This is a genomic window from Caballeronia insecticola, assembly GCF_000402035.1.
Lineage (GTDB): Bacteria > Pseudomonadota > Gammaproteobacteria > Burkholderiales > Burkholderiaceae > Caballeronia > Caballeronia insecticola.
On the sequence record NC_021289.1, the window covers coordinates 331763 to 348668 of the forward strand.

Genomic DNA, 16906 nt, shown 5'->3' on the forward strand with positions numbered 1-16906 from the left:
ACATGAAACAGAACACCAGAATCGACGGCCTCGATATTCACGTGTGGGAGGGCAAGGCCGATATCGTCGAACGCGTGGTCCGCGCGATGTCCGGGCAGGACGTGGACGTGCTGCGCGCCGACGGCACGTCGATCAGCGCGCCGCGCGAATCCGAGCGTCCGGCGGTCGCGATCATCAGCGTGAGCGTGATCGACGGCGGCGCGTTCGTGTTGCGCGACTGGGAAGCGCGTCATTCGATGCCGGTCGTGTGGGTTGGCGCGGCGCCGCGCGAACGCGATCCGTCGATGTTTCCCGCCGACTACGCGCATATCCTGCCGCTCGATTTCACCGGCGCCGAATTGCGCGCGATGGTCGCGAAGCTCGCGCAGCAACTGCGCGCGCACGGCGAGGACGCGCACGAGTCGCATGCATTGATCGCGCATGCCGAATGCATGCAGGCGCTGCTGCGCGAAGTCGATACGTTCGCCGATTGCGACACGAGCGTGCTGCTGCACGGCGAAACGGGCGTCGGCAAGGAGCGCATCGCGCAATTGCTGCATGAGAAGCACACGCGCTTCGGCGCGGGGCCGTTCGTGCCGGTCAACTGCGGCGCGATTCCCGACGGTCTGTTCGAGTCGCTGTTCTTCGGTCATGCGAAAGGATCGTTCACGGGCGCGGTGCTGGCGCACAAGGGTTACTTCGAGCAGGCGAACGGCGGCACGCTCTTCCTCGATGAAATCGGCGACTTGCCGCTCTATCAGCAAGTGAAGCTGCTGCGCGTGCTGGAGGATCAGGCCGTGACGCGCATCGGTTCGGCAACGCCGGTGCGGCTCGAATTCCGGCTCATCGCGGCGAGCAACAAATGTCTGCCGCAACTCGTGAAGGACGGCGCGTTTCGCGCGGACCTGTATTACCGGCTCGCGGTGATCGAACTGTCGATTCCGTCGCTGGAGGAACGCGGCGCGCCGGACAAGATCGCGCTCTTCAAGACCTTCGTCAGCGAAGTGATCGGCAGGGAGAAGCTCGATGTGCTGCCCGAGTTGCCGTACTGGCTCGCGGACGCGGTCGCCGATATCTATTTTCCCGGCAACGTGCGCGAGCTGCGCAATCTCGCGGAGCGCGTCGGCGTGACGGTGCGGCAGCTCGGCGCGTGGGACGAATCGCGCGTGAAGCGCCTGCTCGTGCTCGCGCGCAACGCGCAGACGGCGCCTGTGGATGGCGTGTCGGATATGCTCGTCGATCGCAGCAAGTGGGACATGGGCGAGCGCAATCGCGTGCTCGCGGCGCTCGATGCGAACGGCTGGCGCAGGCAGGACACCGCGCAGTATCTCGGCATCAGCCGCAAGGTGCTGTGGGAGAAGATGCGCAAGTTCCAGATGTTCGACGAAGAGCCGGAGACGCGCGCGATGTAGCCGATGTAGCCGATGTAGCCGATGTACCACAGACGAGAGCCCAAAAAAAACGCCGGCGCACGCCATGCGCCGGCGAAGTCCTGGCTTTTCGAGGGCTGCCAGAAGCTCTTGACGGCCGGACTTGTCGGATGAATCCGTCCGGCCCTTCGATGTTCAGCGTTGCGTCGCGATATCTTCAGGCCGCGTCGGCGAGACGCATGCCGCGATGCCCTTCGCGCCGCGCCGACCCCGGCCGCGCAAGCGCATGCTTAAGACGCGCGCCCGGCACGTTGTCCATGCCGAACGCAGGCCGCGCGAGAAAGAACCCTTGCGCGAGCACATACGGCCATTGCGCGAGCCACTGCGCCTGCGCCGCCGTCTCGACACCTTCGACGACGATCGACACGTGAAGCCGCGTCAGCAACGCCACCACCGACGAAAACACCATGCGCGCATTCGGCGAGCGCGGCGCGTCCGTCAACAGTTCCTTCGCAATCTTGACCGTTTTGAACTCGATCGGCGCGAGCGCGGCAAGACACGAATAGCCGGTACCGAAATCGTCCATCGCAATGCTCACGCCTTTGTCGCCGAAGCGGCGCACCACTTTCTGCATGCCCGGAAAGCACGCGAGATCCTCGCTCTCCGACAACTCCAGTTCGAGGCACGCAGGCTCGATGCCGTGCGTGGTGCAGATGCTCTCCATCTGCTCGGCGAAGCCCGGCATGGCCGCGATCGAGGGCGGCACGTTCACCGCGACCGGATAATGCGCGCCGCCGCGTGCACGCCATGCGCCGATATCGGATGCGACCGTGTCCATCACGAACCAGGTCAGCTCGTGCATGATTTCAGCGTCCTTGAACGCATCGCTGAATGCGCCGGGCAGCAATACGCCATAGTCCGGATGACGCCAGCGAATCAGCGCTTCCATTTGCGCAAGCTCGCCGGTGTCGACTCGGTAGATTCCCTGATAGGCGATGCAGAACTCGCCGGACCTGAGGCCCTCGAGCACGCGATGCCGGAATGCATGATCTGACCTCGGCGCGGCGTTCGCTGCGGGCGAGCCGTGTGTTGTCCTTTTCATGCTGGAGCCATCCTCTCAGTTGGTCGTGCCAGCGCTTGCAGGACTCGTGCCCGATCTCGCCCTGCCGCCGCCGTGCCGCGCAAAGCCGCGTACCGCACGCCCGATAACGTTTGCGGGCCGTGACTGTCTGTCACGATAACGGCGCACCGTAGCGAAAGCCATCAGGGTTACGTAACGAATCCGTGGCGCGTTACGGGCTGTGTGAGGTTGCGCACACAGCGCGTTTTGGCGTCGCGTGTCGTCTTTGCAGTTTTGAACATGCGCCTGCCTAAGCGTGTGTAATCCTGACCAGTCCGGCGCTTCAGTGGATGCGCGTCAATACGTGATCGTCGCGATGATCGTATCGCTGTAATTGCCCGCGCTCGGCGTCGTCTGCGGCAGCACGCGCGCATATACCGTGATGGCCTGACTGGAGCCGCTGCCGGTACCCGTCACCGCCGACGTGCCGCCGATGCCGTCGCCCCAGGGCGTCGTGTAGGCGGCGTTCTGGTACAGCTGATAGCGCACTTGCTCGCTGCCGCCGCTCTTCGTCATGCGGCGGTCCGCGACGCTCGCGCCGCTGCCGCTTCCCGCCGACAGCGCGATCGAATAAGGGTCGTTGCTGGTGCACGCGACGCTCAGCGTGCCGGTCGCGTTGAGCGTGCCGTTCAGCACGCCCGCCGTGCCGAAGTTGATGTTGGTCGCGGCGAGCGTGCAATCGTTGATGACGGTCGCCGACACCGTGAACGACAGCGCATTCGAGTTCGCGGTGAGCGTCGAGCAGGAAGGCGCCGTCAGCAAATATTGCTGATACGTCATTTCCGCCTGCGTCGCGCCCGAAAACGCCGACGTATAAACGCCCGCGACGAGCGTCGTCTGTCCCGCGGGCACGCGCGCGTAGAACGGCAGCGTGCGGCTGCCCGACGCGGTGCCGAGCGCGATCGTGAGCGGTATATCGACGGCCACCGCGCCGTAGCTCGCCGAGCGCCGCGAGCCCCAGACGGTGCTGCCGGCCGAATCGGCGTAAAGGTTGTATTGCAGCGTGTCCGTGCCGTTGCTGGCGAAGCGCGGCGAGAACGACGCGCCGCCGCTGCCCGTGCCGATGTTGATGCACGCGCGCACCGGCAGGTTCAGCACGAAGCCGCTGCACGTCACGGTGACCGAGCCCGATACGGTTGCGCTCGACGTGGTCGCGGGCGCGATCGAGCCGAAGTTGATGCTCGATATCGACGCCGTGCACACTTGCGCGCGAACCGGCGCGATGGTCAGGAGAAACAACGCGATGAATAACGCGACTCGCCTCATCGCGATACATTCCCGCAGACGAACGGCCCGAGCGTCGGCAAGCCGTGCCCTTGCGCGGCATACGGCACGCTCGCTTCGCAGTGCTTGCCGGCGGGCGCGGCATCGAGCGTGTTGGCGCGGGCGAGATCGTCGATGAAGGCGAGGCCGTCGTAGCCCACCACATAGTGCTTGCCCGTTTCACGATGCGTCAGCGCCGTGCCCGGCGGCAACGGCGCGCCGCCCGCATCGACGAGCTGCAACTGCGCGCCCGTGAAGCCGTGCAGCGGAAAGCGCGCCAGCACGCCCGCGCGCGATTGCGGCGCGAGATTCAGTTGCGTCGTGCTGACGGCGGTATCGGCGGGCAGGTCGAGCGGATCGATCGCCAGATGATTCGCCTGATACGCGACGAGATCCGGCACGAGCAAATGCCCCGCCGCGTTGGTCTTGCCGATCTCGCGGTTCTCGTGCAGCACGGGCACGTCCGGCACGCCGTCGGTGGAGACGAGCGCGAAGGCATCGTCGATACGGCGGCCCGCGAGCACGTCGCCCGCCATCAACACGAGCGAGCCCGATGCGTCGAGTTCGCCATACACGCGCGAATCGACGCTTGCCACGGTCGCAAGCAGATCGCCGTAGCGTCCGCGATACGCGCCTTGTCCGAGCGACTGCTGGATGCCGTTCTGACGGGCCGTCTGCACCTGCCAGCCGAAGCCGCCGCCGTAATCGGCGGTTTTCGTGACGGCCGCGCCGAACAGCGGCTTGCCGTGATCCGTGCCCGCATCGACGCTCGCATTGAGCGCGCCGCCCAGCGCGAAACTCAACGCGACGAAGACGCCCGTGTTATGCGTGTCGCCGAAGTCGTGATAGATGCTCGCCGCGAGCGACGTGCCGCGCGGCAGCGTCACCGAATAGGCGAGCGAGCCGATGCGCGAGTCGCCGTAGTACGGATCGTCCAGTCCGACGTAACTCGCGCTCGCCGTGCTCGACGAGCCGAACACGCGCAGCGGCGCGGCGAGCGTCGCGCGATAGGTCGAACGCGGCACGGGCGTGCCTTCGGCGGAGGCGAGGTCGCTGTAGTGCGGCGTCGCTTTCTGCGCTTGCAAGTCGATGGACAGCGCGGGCGTGCGCCATTGCCATCCCGCCGAGATTTGCAGACCGCTGCCGCCGTTCGCGGAGGGCGCGGGGACGGGCGTCGCCGCCGGTGCAACCGACGCAAAACCGCCGTAATAACCGGGTGGATACACGTAGAGCGGCGCCGGATTCGAGCCGCCGTTGCCCGCGCTGCCCGCAATCGACACGTTGAACACGCCCGCCTGCCCGACGCCGAACAACATGCCGATGCCCGCGTTATACACGCCGCGCGTCGCTTCGGCGTGGGCTTCGAACGTGAAGGTATCGGTGAGCCCGCGCCGCAGCGACGCGGAGATCGACGGATCGCCCGCATAGTCGAACGAGCGCAGCGCGTAGGCGCGCCGCACGAAACCCGCTTCCACCGAGAAATCCGTGAGGCCGCGCGCGAGCAGGCGGGCGTCGATGTAGAGCGGCACTGTCGTCATGACGCTGCGCCCGAGCACGTCGCGACTCACGATGACGGCTTCGCCCGCACCGTTGATCGCGGGCACCGCATTGATGACGAACGGTCCCGAAGGCGCGTTGCCGCTGTACTGGCGCACGTTGTTTACATACAGATCGACGGCGCTCGGCACCGCAGCCGATCCCGCGAGCGCGGGCACCGGATAGGTGACGAGATCGGGCCGCAGCGCGAAATCGCGCGAGATTTGCGCGCCGCCCATGCGCACCGGCCGCGTCCACGTGAGCGATGAGGAGATCGTGTCGCCGAGGCGCGTCGTGACGAGCGATGCCGTGTCCGAATGGCTCCACGACGTATCGAGCCGCACGTAGCTGCGACGGTCCGCGTACCAGTACGCGGTGCCGGTGTTGTCGAGCACGCCGCCCGGATAGAAGAAGCGTTGCTCGCTGTAGAGGCCGTATTGCGTCGGCGAGTTGGTCTGCACCGTGGCTTCGTAATTGATGACGAGGCCGGTGCCCGTGGCCGCCGTCGGCGCGCGCGCGGGCGTGTTGGCGAGCGCGGCGGGCATGCGGCGTGCATCGGTGGCTTCGAAGTCGATGCGCTGCCGCTCCGGCCGGTACGTGTAGCGCAAACCGGGCACGAAGCCGAGCGCGATGCGGCCTTGCGCGTCGGGCCGCAGGTCGTCGGTGCGCAGGCCGAGGTCGCGCAGTTCGTCGGCGGTCGTGTAGATCATCGTGTTCGTCACGAAGAATTCCGCGATCTTTTGCGTCGACGTGCCGTTGATCGCCACTTCCAGATAAAGCTCGCCCTGCGCGTTCGCTATTGCATTGCCCGCGTTACCCGCATTGCCCGCATTGCCGGCGACCGGCAGCGCGGTATTCGATACGGCGGCAAGCGTCGTGGCCATGTCATCGGCCCGCGCCGGCACGCACGCCGACGCGAGCACGCCCGCGGCCAAAACCCGACGCGCGCGGGCCAGAGGCGAATGCCTTCGCGACGATCGCATCCACGGCTCAGCGACCGGGCGGCGGCGCGGATGCAGACCCGCTCGCCGGCTCGGCGATATTCACGCGCGTCGTCACCGGCTCGCCGTTGACGAGCGCATGCACGGTCGCCGACGTCACGTTCGCGGGCGCGCCCGCCACCGGCCAGCGGCGCACCGCGCGCGGCAACGCGTAGCCGAGCAGGCCTGCGGAGAGTTGCGTCGACTGGCCGTCGGGCCATTCCAGACGCACGCGGCTCAGTTGTGCGTGGAGATCGGTGTTGTTCGCCGCGCGCAGCATCAGCGGCGCGCCGGCCTGCGCGTCCTTGCGTTCGAGCGTCAGCGCGAGCGGCGGCGCGCGTTCGTCGGAAACGCCCGCGAACACCGGCACCGAATAGCGCAACTGCATGCGCACGCCGGTGGCCGTCGCGCTTTGCCCGTTGGGAATTTCGTCGATCAGCAGCCGGTAGGTTTCCTCGCGCGCGAGCGGCGCATGGCTTACGCGCAGGATGCGGATGGTCTGATCGCCGTTCGGCGCGATACGCACGATCGGCGGGCTCGCGACGATCTCCGACGTGCGCTCCAGATGGTCTTCGTCGAGCGACTGCGTCCACGCGAACACGCGCACTTGTGCATTGAGCGGCACAGAGCCGTCGTTGTGCAGCGTGAGCGCGGCGGCGGGCTTGTCGACGGAGAGATCGAGCCGGATCGGCGACACCTGCAACGCCGCCGCCCACGCGGAGCCGTCGATCGTCCCCAACGTCAGCACGGCGAAAATGCAGGCGAGCGCGCGCCTTCCGAGCCGCCGCGCGGCCCGGCCAAACTGCGGATCGCGCATGCCTAGAAGGTGATGGTCGCGGTAACGGTCGACGTGTAGGTGCCGGCGGCGGGCGTCGTCTGCGGCGCGACGCGGCCATAGACCGTCAGCGTCTGCGCGGCGCCGTTGCCGGTGCCCGACAGCGTGTCCGTGCCGACCGTCTGGCCCCAGACGAGCGTGCGCGCGGAATCGCGATACAGCTGATAGCCGACGGTCGGCGTGGGCGTGCCGGTGCCCGCGAGCAGACGGCTGGTGATGGTCGAGCCGGTGACCGAACCCGCGTCGAGCCCGACGTTATAGGCCGCGCCGTTCGAGCAGGTGACGGAGAGCGTCGTCGTCTGGTCGATGTTGGCGGCAATGACGCCCGAGTTGCCGAAATTCAGCGGATTGGCCGCGATCTGGCAATCGTTCTGCAGCGTGAGGGACACCGTGAAGGTGGTGGTTCGCGTGGCGGCGCCGGCTCCGAGCGGAACGAGCGGTCCCATGGCCAACGCAAGCGAAATGAACGAAACCGCAATCGATCGACGACGCATTTTTCACCTCTTTTTTATTGGAAGTGTCCGTCGCCAACGTTTGCGCAGGCTCATTCAGCAGGTTGGCGCCTCGGTGGACATTTTCATTCTTGTTCATTCCTCAGACAAGAGACGTAACCGATTGTAACAATGTGATGTAACGGATCGTCCGCCGCAACGGTGCGGTCAGAACGCGATTTCGACGACCGACGCATTGCCGCCGCGGCCCGGCTTGAGTTCGGCCACGCGAAAGTTCGCGAAGTATTCGCCGGTGAGAATGCGGTATTGCCCGCCCGCCGAGCAGGCGACGGCCGGCTGATGCGCGGTGGTGTCGAGCGTGCAGATGTCGTAGATCGTCAGCGTGACGGGCAACTCGGCGCTGCCGGTCGCGGCGAGCGACGAAGGCGCGGGGCCGGTCACGAGCGCGGGCATGAGCACGGCGGCTCCGGCCGCGAGCGGGCGAATGCGAAAAGCCATGGGATTCACGGGAAGCGGACGAAGGAGGCGGCGCGTGTCAGCCGCGAGCGCCAACACGGCGCTTGCCTTCGTTTACGGCATTTTCCGTATGAACTTGATGGCGAACTTCAGGCAGCCGCAGTCTCGGTAACCGGACGCATGCGTTCGAGCGCGCTGCCGTCGTCGCGAAACAGATGGACGTGGCGAATGCTGAAGCCTGCATTCAGCCGCTGCCCTTCCATGGCGGTGGATTCGCCCGAGCCCTTCACCTGAATCACGAGATCGTTCGGCAAGCGCAGATGCAGCAAGGTCTCGCCGCCGAGATGTTCGATCACGATGACTTCGCCGGTGAGACCGCTGTCGATGTCGCCGCCGCATGCTTCGACGAAATGCTCGGGCCGGATGCCGAGCGTAAGTGTTTCCCCCGCCTTCACCGACGCGCCCGCGAACGGCAGCGTGAGCGTCTCGCCGCCGGGCAGTTCGATGGTGACGCCCGCCGCGTCCACACGCGCCACGCGCACGTCCATGAAGTTCATCTTCGGCGACCCGATGAAGCCCGCAACGAAGCGATTACGCGGCGTCCGATACAGTTCGAGCGGCGAGCCGATCTGCTCCACGCGCCCGTGATTCAGCACGACGATGCGATCGGCCATGGTCATCGCTTCGGTCTGATCGTGCGTGACGTAGATCATCGTCGCGTTGAGCTGCTTGTGCAGCTTGATGAGTTCGAGGCGCATCTGCACGCGCAGAGCGGCATCGAGATTGGAGAGCGGCTCGTCGAAGAGAAAGACTTGCGGTTCGCGCACGATCGAACGGCCGATCGCAACACGCTGACGTTGCCCGCCCGACAACGCGCGCGGACGCCGTTCGAGCAACTGACCGATCTGAAGAATCTCCGCCGCGCGATGCACGCGCTCCTTGATCTGCGCTTCGGGCAGCTTCAGCATGCGCAGCCCGAAGGCGATGTTTTCGTACACCGTCATATGCGGATAGAGCGCATACGACTGAAACACCATGGCGACGCCACGCTGCGACGGTTCGAGGTCGGTCACGTCTTCGCCGCCGATCAGTACTTGCCCGGAGTCGCTGCGTTCGAGTCCGGCGATGGTGCGCAGCAAGGTGGACTTGCCGCACCCCGAAGGACCGACGAAGACCATGAACTCGCGATCGGTCACTTCGATGTCCACGTCCTTCAGCACTTCGATACCGGCAAAGGTCTTGCGGATCTGCTGCAGATGAACTGCGCTCATACGCGTCTCCTGTGTGCTGCTGCGGCAGCGCAGCATCGGATGCATCGTCGATTTTGTTCTTGACAACCTGTTCGGGCCAAAATATACAATTGTAAAACCGAAATTACAAGTGAAACGCGAAGCACGGAAAGCACACGAAAAGCACGAGACAGACGAATCCGCAAGCCAGACCCGCTCGATAAAAACCAAGGAGACAGGCATGAAGAAGCGCTTCATCCCGGCCAGGCAACTCGGCCCGATCAAACACGTCGCGGCAGTCGCGCTGCTGGCGGCGAGCGCGGCGTTCGCCGCATCGAATGCGCAAGCCTGGACTCTGAAGGAAGCCGCGCAGCCGTACTCCGGCACCACCATCAAGGCCATCTTTCTCGATCGTCCCGGCTACAAGGCCGCGCAGCAACTGATACCGCAGTTCGAGAAGGAAACGGGCATCAAGGTGCGCTGGGAAGTGATTCCCTACGAGAACACGCGCGAGAAGGAAGTGCTCAATTTCGTGGGCGGCGGCGATCAGGACATCGTGCTTGTGGACGTCGTGTGGATCGGTGAATTCGCGAGCAACAAGTGGCTCGTGCCGATCAAGAAATTCACCGACGACCCCAAGCTCGCGGACCCGAATCTTAATCTGCCGGGCTTCTTCCCGATCCTGCTGGATTCGTTCGGCACATGGGACAAGGTCGCATACGGTTTGCCGTTCGATAACTATTCGGGCCTGATGTTCTACAACAAGTGCATGTTGAAGGACGCGGGCTTCGACGCGCCGCCGAAGACCTGGGACGAGCTTCTCAACACCTATGCGCCGAAGCTCACGAAGGGCGACAAGTTCGCCTTCGCGCTGCAATCGCGCCGCGGCGAGACGCAATCGGCGGACAGTTTCATGCGCGTGTTGTGGCCGAACGGCGGCTCGCTGCTCGATGCGAAGTTCAAGTCGAACCTGATGTCGCCGGAATCGCAGGCGGGCCTCGAATACCGGCAGAAGCTGATGAAGTACATGCCGCCGGGCATCGTCGATTTCGATCACGCCGAAGCGGTGAATGCGCTTGCGCAAGGCCAGGTTGCGATGATCACCGAATGGTCCGCGTTCTATCCCACGCTCACCGATCCGAGCAAGTCGAAGATCGGCAACTGCCTCGCGATCACCACCGAGCCGAAAGGTCCGGCGGGCCTGAAGCCCGCACTCGGCGGCTTCTCGCTTGCGGTCAACGCGAAGTCAAACGCGAAGAAGCAGGCGGCGTCGTGGCTCTTCATTCAGTGGATCACGTCCGAAGCCATGGCGAAGCCTTATCTCGAAGCGGGCGGCGTGCCGGCGCGCATGGCCATCTATCAGGACAAGGCCGTGCAGGACAAGTATCCGTTCGTGAAGCCGATGGTCGAATCGTGGCAGGGCGGCGTGCCTGATTATCGTCCGCGCTTCCCTGAATGGCCGGCGGTGTCGGAAGTCATCGGCGAATGGGGCAGCAAGATGATGCTCGGACAGGTGACGGTGAAGGAGGGCGCGCAGACCATCGGTCAGAAGACCGAGGACATCCTGAAGAAAGCGGGCTATTACGACGGCAAGAAGCCTTTGCTGAAGTAACTACACTCAAGGAACCGGAGGCGACGAATGGCATCGACAGCAACGCACGCGCGAAGACGCGCCAAGTCCGCGCGCTACTTCGGCATCGTGCCGCGTTCGCCCGCTTTCTGGTTCCTGATTCCCGCAATCGCCGCGCTCGCGATCATCGGCGTGTATCCGCTGCTGCTCGCGCTCTATAACTCGTTCCATCAGTACAAGCTCGCGGATCTCGCCTCGGGCACGCCGTGGGTCGGCGTCGACAACTACATTGCGACGCTCACCGATCCGAGTTTCTGGGGCGCGCTCGGGCGCACGGCGCTGTTTCTGTGCGTCACGCTGCCGATAGAAATCGCGCTCGGGCTGTTCGCGGCGCTGCTGCTGCATCGCACCGACTTGCCGTGGATGCGGGCGGCCGCGCGCGTGAGCCTCGTCATTCCGATGGCGACCACGTATGCGGTCGTCGGCCTGATCGGGCGGCTGATCTTCAACCGGCAGTTCGGCGTGGCGAATTATCTGACGGGCCTCATCGGCATTCCGCCGCAGGACTGGCTCGCGGACCCGACGCTCGCCTTCGTCTCCGTGATGATCATGGATATCTGGCAGTGGACGCCGTTCTGCGCGCTGATTTTGCTTGCCGGACTTTCGATGGTGCCGAAAGAAGCGGAAGAAGCCGCGCGCCTCGAAACGCCGAAGTGGAGCATGATCCTGTGGCATCTGCAGCGTCCTTACTTGCTGCCGGGCCTCACGGCCATTCTCATTCTTCGTTCCGCCGACATGCTCAAGATGTTCGATGCCGTCTTCACGATGACGCGCGGCGGCCCCGGCGCGGCAACGGAATTCATCAGCGTCTATATCCAGCGTGTGGGCTTTCGTTTGTTCGATCAGGGCATGGCGTCGGCGCAGGCGATCATCCTGCTCATTCTGACGATCGTGCTGTCGCGTCTTTATATCCGCTTCGTCTATCGGGAGGCTGCGTGAGTTCGATCAACGTGTCAGTCACGCAACGCGCGAAGCGCGCACGCGCCGCAAGAAAACGCGCCACTGTATGGCATTTTCTGGGCCTCGTCGTCGTGTTCATGTCCTCGGTGTTTCCGTTTTACTGGATGGTCACGACGAGCCTGAAGAGCCAGTCCGACGCGCTCGCCTATCCGCCGAAATGGCTTTTTTCGCCGACGCTTCATCACTATTCCGCGGCGCTCTTCGAACATGATGTGGCGGGCAGCTTGCTCAATTCGCTGATCATCGCGAGCAGTACGACCGTGCTCGCCATTCTGCTCGGCACGCCCGCGGCCTACGCGCTCGCGCGCTACGAGTTTCGCGGCAAGGAAGACCTGTGGTTCTGGTTCATCTCCAATCGCATGGTGAGCCCGGTAGTGCTCGCGGTGCCGTTCTTCCTGATCGCGACGAAGCTCGGACTCGTCGATACGCATATCGTGCTGATCCTGCTCTATCTGACGTTCTCGCTGCCGATCGTCGTGTGGATCTGCACCGATCAGTTCCGCAACATTCCGGTCGAACTCGATGAAGCCGCGCGGCTCGACGGCGCGTCGCCGTGGCGTGTGTTCTGGCGCATCAATCTGCCACTTGCGATGCCGGGCATCGTCGTCTCGGCGATCTTCGCGTTCATCTTCTCGTGGAACGATCTGCTCTATGCGCTCGTGCTGACGCGCAGCGACGCGATCACTTCGCCCGTTGCGGCAACGAGCTACATGAGCGGCTATGAATTGCCGTGGGGCGAAATCATGGCGACGGGCACGCTGATCGTGCTGCCGATGGTGATCTTCGCATTGCTCGTATCGGGCCGACTGGTGCAAGGCCTGACGATGGGCGCGGTGAAATAAAATCGCGGCGCCTTTCATTCAACATTGGAACACCATGAGCAAGAGCGCACCGCCCATCGCCCTCGCAGAAGCGGACGATGCCATCGACTCGGAAGAGGAACTGCAGGCGCGCGTCGCGTGGCACTACTACGTCGGCAATCTGACGCAGCAGGAGATCGCGCAACGTATCGGCAGCAATCGCGTGCGCGTGAACCGGCTGCTCGCCGCGAGCCGCGAATCGGGTCTCGTGCAGATCACCATCAACAGCAAGATTGCGCCGTGCGTGGCGCTGGAAGAAGCCCTCGCGAAGCGCTTCGGGCTGGAATGCGCGGTCGTCGTGCCGACCGGCGCGAACAACGAAGCGAACAACGCGGCGCTGGGCATCGGCGCGGCGGCCTTCTTCGCGAAGCAGATCGTGGCGGGCCAGACCATCGGCCTCGGCTGGGGCCGCACGATTCGCTCCGTGCTGCGCGCGATGCCGCAACGCACGTATGGCGCGGTGTCGGCGGTGTCGTTGCAGGGCGGGCTGTCGCATTGCCCGAGCATCAATACGTTCGATATCGTGTCGGACTTCGCCAACATCTGCCGCGCGGACGGCTATCTTTTCGCGGCGCCGATCTATGTGAGCAGCCAGAAGGCGCGCGATGTGATCCTGCAGGAAGAGACCGTGCGCGAGACTTACGAACTCGCACGCAATGCCGACCTCGCGCTGCTCACGTGCGGCGATCTGACGGAATCGCTCGTGGTGACATACGGCATCGAGAATCCTGAGCAATTGCGCGCGCTGGAAAAGGCCGGTGCGGTCGGCGACATGCTCGGTCATTTCATGGATGCGCACGGCGAACTGATCGATCATGCGCTGAACCGGCGCACCGTTGCCATTACGCTCGACGACCTGCGCAAGATCAAGCGCGTGGTTCTCGTGAGCGGCGGCAAGAAGAAGTTTCATGTGACGCGCGCGGCATTGCGCGGACGTTATCCGTCGGTGCTCGTGACCGATGAGGACACCGCGCGCCGTCTCTGCGAAGAGCCCTGAAGACGACACCATGACGACCATCGACAGAAACCGCGAATTCGCGGGCAAGACCGTGCTCGTCACGGGCGCGGGCAAGGGCATCGGCCATGCGACCGTGCATCTGCTGATCGAACGCGGCGCGCGCGTCATTGCGTTGAGCCGCAGCGCCGCCGATCTCGACGCATTGAAGCAGGAGACGGGTTGCGAAACCGTTGCCGTCGATCTCGCCGATGCGCACGCCGCGCGCGAAGCGGCCCGTTCGGTGCAGCCTGTCGATCTGCTCGTGAACAATGCGGGTCTCGCCGAGTTGCAGCCGTTTCTGGAGACGACCGTCGAGTCCTTCGATGTGACCATGAACGTGAACCTGCGCGCCGCGATGATCGTTGCGCAAGAGTGCGCGAAGAGCATGATCGCGCGTGGCGTGGGCGGGTCGATCGTCAACGTGTCGAGCTTGTCGGCGAACGTGGGCTTTGCGCTGCACGCGGCGTATTGCGCATCCAAAGGCGGACTCGATGCGATGACGCGCGTCATGGCAACCGAACTCGGGCCGCACGGCATCCGCACGAACGCGGTGCTTCCCACCGTCACGATGACGCCGATGGGCGAGCGCGCTTGGAGCGATCCCGCGAAGTCCGGGCCGATGCTCGCGCGCATTCCGCTTGATCGTTTCGTGCAGCCGGTGGAAGTGGCGCGCACGATTGCCTATCTCCTCAGCGACGATTCGAGCATGGTGAACGGTGTGAGCCTGCTGGTCGACGGCGGTTTTCAGGCCTGTTGAAACAAACTCATCGAAACAAGTTGCAAGCGCAACTATTACGCCTCTACCCGTAAAAGGAACGACGATGGAAGCCCTGGTTCTCGAGGAAGCAAAGCGCATCAGCTTGCGCCCGTTCAGCCTGCCGCAGGTTGTGGGCCCGCGTGACGTGCGCATCCGCATTCATACGGTCGGCATTTGCGGCAGCGACATTCACTACTATCAGCACGGCCGTATCGGGCCGTTCGTCGTCAACGAGCCGATGGTGCTGGGGCATGAAGCATCGGGCACGGTCGTCGAAGTGGGCGATGAGGTGAAGCATCTGAAAGCGGGCGACCGCGTATGCATGGAGCCGGGCGTGCCGGACATGGAATCGCGTGCGTCGCGCGAAGGGCTGTATAACCTCGATCCGAAAGTGCGCTTCTGGGCGACGCCGCCCGTGCATGGCTGCCTCGCGCCGTTCGTCGTGCACCCGGCGGCGTTCACGTACAAGCTGCCGGACAACGTGAGCTTCGCGGAAGGCGCGATTGTCGAGCCGTTGTCGATCGGCTTGCAGGCCGCGAAGAAAGCCGCGATCAAGCCGGGCGACGTTGCCGTCGTGCTCGGCGCGGGCACCATCGGCATGATGTGTGCGCTCGCCGCGCTCGCGGGCGGTTGCAGCCGCGCGATCGTGTGCGATCTCGTGCAGGAGAAGCTCGATCTCATCGGCGGCGTGCAGGGCGTGACCGCCGTGAACATCCGCGACAAGCGCGCGCTGGATGTGGTCAACGAACTGACGGACGGCTGGGGCGCGGACATCGTGATCGAGGCGAGCGGCAACGAAAAAGCGTTCGACGGTATCGTCGATCTGCTGTGTCCCGGCGGCTGCATCGTGCTCGTCGGCATGCCGCAGCATGCGATTCCGCTGGATATCGTCGCGGTGCAGATCAAGGAAGCGCGCATCGAGTCGGTGTTCCGCTACGCCAATATCTTTCCGCGCGCGATTCAACTGATTGCATCGGGCAAGCTCGATGTCAAACCGTTTATATCGCGCACGTTCCCGTTCGCCGAAGGCATCAAGGCCTTCGAGGAAGCGGCGAGCGGCGTGCCCACCGACGTGAAGGTGCAGATCGTGCTTGAAGAATGACGCTGACCTATCGAGCGTGCCGGCGAATCATCGTGTGAAGCCCATTTGCTCACGCCCGAGCGGCGTGAGCGTGTCTTCCGTTGCGCGTCCGGCGAAATCGACTTCGAAATTGTCGGCGGGGAAGTCCGGCGGGCTCGCGCCTTCTACAAAGCTCTTCAATTGCCGCTGCAAGTACGCGCTATTCTTCGCGCACGCCGGCGCCGATGCGATATACATCACGTTGCTGTAGCCCTTGCCGCGATGCGCGTCTTCCACGGCATGGATGACGTCGCTATGCCAGAACACGGCGTCGCCCGCCTGCATGTGGGGAATCGACGAAAGTGCATCGAACAGCACGCCGTGAAATTCGCGTTTGATCGAGAGCGCACGGCCGGGCATGGCGCCGCAGAGATCGTCGTCGGCGACGTCGTCCTGCAACGCGCGCAGCAGAACATAGACCATCGCATTGGCGATCGGCACGAGTTGCAGCGTGCCGTCGCCGGGACCTTGCGGCGTGAGTGCGGTCCATCCTTGAAACGTGCGGAACATCGAGCACACGGCGGGCGATGGAACCTCGCGCACTTCGGGACGGTACGCCGCATCGAACGGATCGTAGTCGCGCCACGCGCCGCTAAAGACATGGCGATAAACGCGCCTGAAGTTATCGTCGAGCCAGCGTTCGACGGAGCCGCCATCGCAATGCGCCGAGAGGCCGAGTGATTCCGAACCCGGCGGACGACGGCGCAAGCGGTCCGCATAAACGGGCACGTGTTCCGGATCGAAATGCACGCGGCCTTCGCTGTCGTTCTTCCAGAGCCGGTTGAGGAAGACGCGCGTGTTCGTCAACTCTTCGGACTGACGCGCCTCGACTTGCGGCTTCGACCAATAAATGCCGTAGATTTGCGGTTTGCTGGACGCGAGCGTGCCGAAGTATTTGTCCTCCGCGCGATTCGCGAGCTTCGCATCGAGCCGGTTCGTTTCGACATAGTCCGCGATCTCGCGGTCCCACGCGGCGGCGCGTTCCGGCGCGAACACGCCGCGCACGACGCATGCGCCGCGCTCGCGAATGGCATCGACCGTGTGTTGCGCCACGCGTGCATCGGCGATATCGGCGTAGCGCAATTCGGGGATCACGGCGTCGCCGCGCGCGCGTTCGTCGGCAATGCGTGCGGCCTGTCGCGCGATGTCTCGTTCGACTTCTTTGAACACTTCGCGATAGTTCGGCAACGCTGCGCGCAGTGCGCGTTTGGCTTCGCGAATGGCGGCGGGAAGGTCGTCGATGCGTAGCGGTTCCATGCTGTCTCCAGTCTCTCTGCTTGTTTAAACGATGGTGCAAGCATAGTCCCGCGCGTAGAATCGGAGTGATGTTATCCGGTCAAGCTTTTTGCGTATCTGGACGTC

The 16906-nt window shown here is 64.3% G+C and carries 15 protein-coding genes; 7 read left to right on the forward strand and 8 right to left on the reverse strand.

Annotation, left to right across the window (positions count from 1 at the left end):
- Positions 1–2: 2 nt before the first annotated feature.
- On the forward strand, positions 3–1391 hold the full coding sequence (locus BRPE64_RS26140) for a sigma 54-interacting transcriptional regulator (protein ID WP_016347961.1): 1389 nt from the start codon (positions 3–5) through the stop codon (positions 1389–1391).
- A gap of 175 nt (positions 1392–1566) precedes the next feature.
- Here BRPE64_RS26140 and BRPE64_RS26145 read toward each other — a convergent pair whose 3' ends face one another.
- The 7 genes from BRPE64_RS26145 to BRPE64_RS26175 form a co-directional block, all read right to left on the reverse strand.
- Positions 1567–2451: an EAL domain-containing protein gene (locus BRPE64_RS26145; RefSeq protein ID WP_044043314.1), complete on the reverse strand. Its 885-nt coding sequence runs from the start codon at positions 2449–2451 to the stop codon at positions 1567–1569.
- A gap of 315 nt (positions 2452–2766) precedes the next feature.
- Positions 2767–3735 (reverse strand): Csu type fimbrial protein, encoded by a 969-nt coding sequence (locus BRPE64_RS26150; protein WP_016347963.1) that lies wholly within the window; start codon positions 3733–3735, stop codon positions 2767–2769.
- Entirely contained in the window at positions 3732–6152 is a 2421-nt protein-coding gene (locus tag BRPE64_RS26155) for a fimbria/pilus outer membrane usher protein (RefSeq protein WP_160167949.1), read from the reverse strand. The genes BRPE64_RS26150 and BRPE64_RS26155 overlap by 4 nt, the downstream gene beginning before the upstream one ends.
- A 106-nt stretch (positions 6153–6258) precedes the next feature.
- Entirely contained in the window at positions 6259–7065 is an 807-nt protein-coding gene (locus BRPE64_RS26160) for a fimbrial biogenesis chaperone (RefSeq protein ID WP_016347965.1), read from the reverse strand.
- Between the two features lie 2 nt (positions 7066–7067).
- On the reverse strand, positions 7068–7529 hold the full coding sequence (locus BRPE64_RS26165) for a Csu type fimbrial protein (protein ID WP_232519349.1): 462 nt from the start codon (positions 7527–7529) through the stop codon (positions 7068–7070).
- 213 nt (positions 7530–7742) lie between these two features.
- On the reverse strand, positions 7743–8033 hold the full coding sequence (locus tag BRPE64_RS26170; RefSeq protein WP_016347967.1) for a hypothetical protein: 291 nt from the start codon (positions 8031–8033) through the stop codon (positions 7743–7745).
- A gap of 107 nt (positions 8034–8140) precedes the next feature.
- Positions 8141–9262 carry an ABC transporter ATP-binding protein gene (locus BRPE64_RS26175; RefSeq protein WP_044043711.1) on the reverse strand — a complete coding sequence of 374 codons (1122 nt, stop codon included), beginning with the start codon at positions 9260–9262 and terminating at the stop codon, positions 8141–8143.
- A 199-nt stretch (positions 9263–9461) separates the two neighbouring features.
- Between BRPE64_RS26175 and BRPE64_RS26180 the strand changes: the two genes are divergently transcribed.
- The 6 genes from BRPE64_RS26180 (at position 9462) to BRPE64_RS26205 (ending at position 15526) form a co-directional block, all read left to right on the forward strand.
- On the forward strand, positions 9462–10832 hold the full coding sequence (locus BRPE64_RS26180) for an ABC transporter substrate-binding protein (protein WP_016347970.1): 1371 nt from the start codon (positions 9462–9464) through the stop codon (positions 10830–10832).
- A gap of 27 nt (positions 10833–10859) precedes the next feature.
- Positions 10860–11789 (forward strand): carbohydrate ABC transporter permease, encoded by a 930-nt coding sequence (locus BRPE64_RS26185; RefSeq protein WP_016347971.1) that lies wholly within the window; start codon positions 10860–10862, stop codon positions 11787–11789.
- Between the two features lie 11 nt (positions 11790–11800).
- The gene (locus BRPE64_RS26190) at positions 11801–12652 is read left to right on the forward strand and encodes a carbohydrate ABC transporter permease (protein WP_144063576.1); all 852 of its coding nucleotides are present in this window, start codon (positions 11801–11803) and stop codon (positions 12650–12652) included.
- A 34-nt stretch (positions 12653–12686) separates the two neighbouring features.
- Positions 12687–13667 (forward strand): sugar-binding transcriptional regulator, encoded by a 981-nt coding sequence (locus BRPE64_RS26195; RefSeq protein WP_016347973.1) that lies wholly within the window; start codon positions 12687–12689, stop codon positions 13665–13667.
- Between the two features lie 10 nt (positions 13668–13677).
- A complete protein-coding gene (locus BRPE64_RS26200) occupies positions 13678–14424 on the forward strand; it encodes an SDR family oxidoreductase (RefSeq protein WP_016347974.1) in 747 nt (248 codons plus the stop codon).
- Between the two features lie 64 nt (positions 14425–14488).
- Entirely contained in the window at positions 14489–15526 is a 1038-nt protein-coding gene (locus BRPE64_RS26205; RefSeq protein ID WP_016347975.1) for an NAD(P)-dependent alcohol dehydrogenase, read from the forward strand.
- A 27-nt stretch (positions 15527–15553) separates the two neighbouring features.
- Here BRPE64_RS26205 and BRPE64_RS26210 read toward each other — a convergent pair whose 3' ends face one another.
- Positions 15554–16801, reverse strand: coding sequence for a DUF1479 domain-containing protein (locus BRPE64_RS26210; protein WP_016347976.1), 1248 nt, complete (start codon positions 16799–16801; stop codon positions 15554–15556).
- Positions 16802–16906 lie beyond the last annotated feature (105 nt).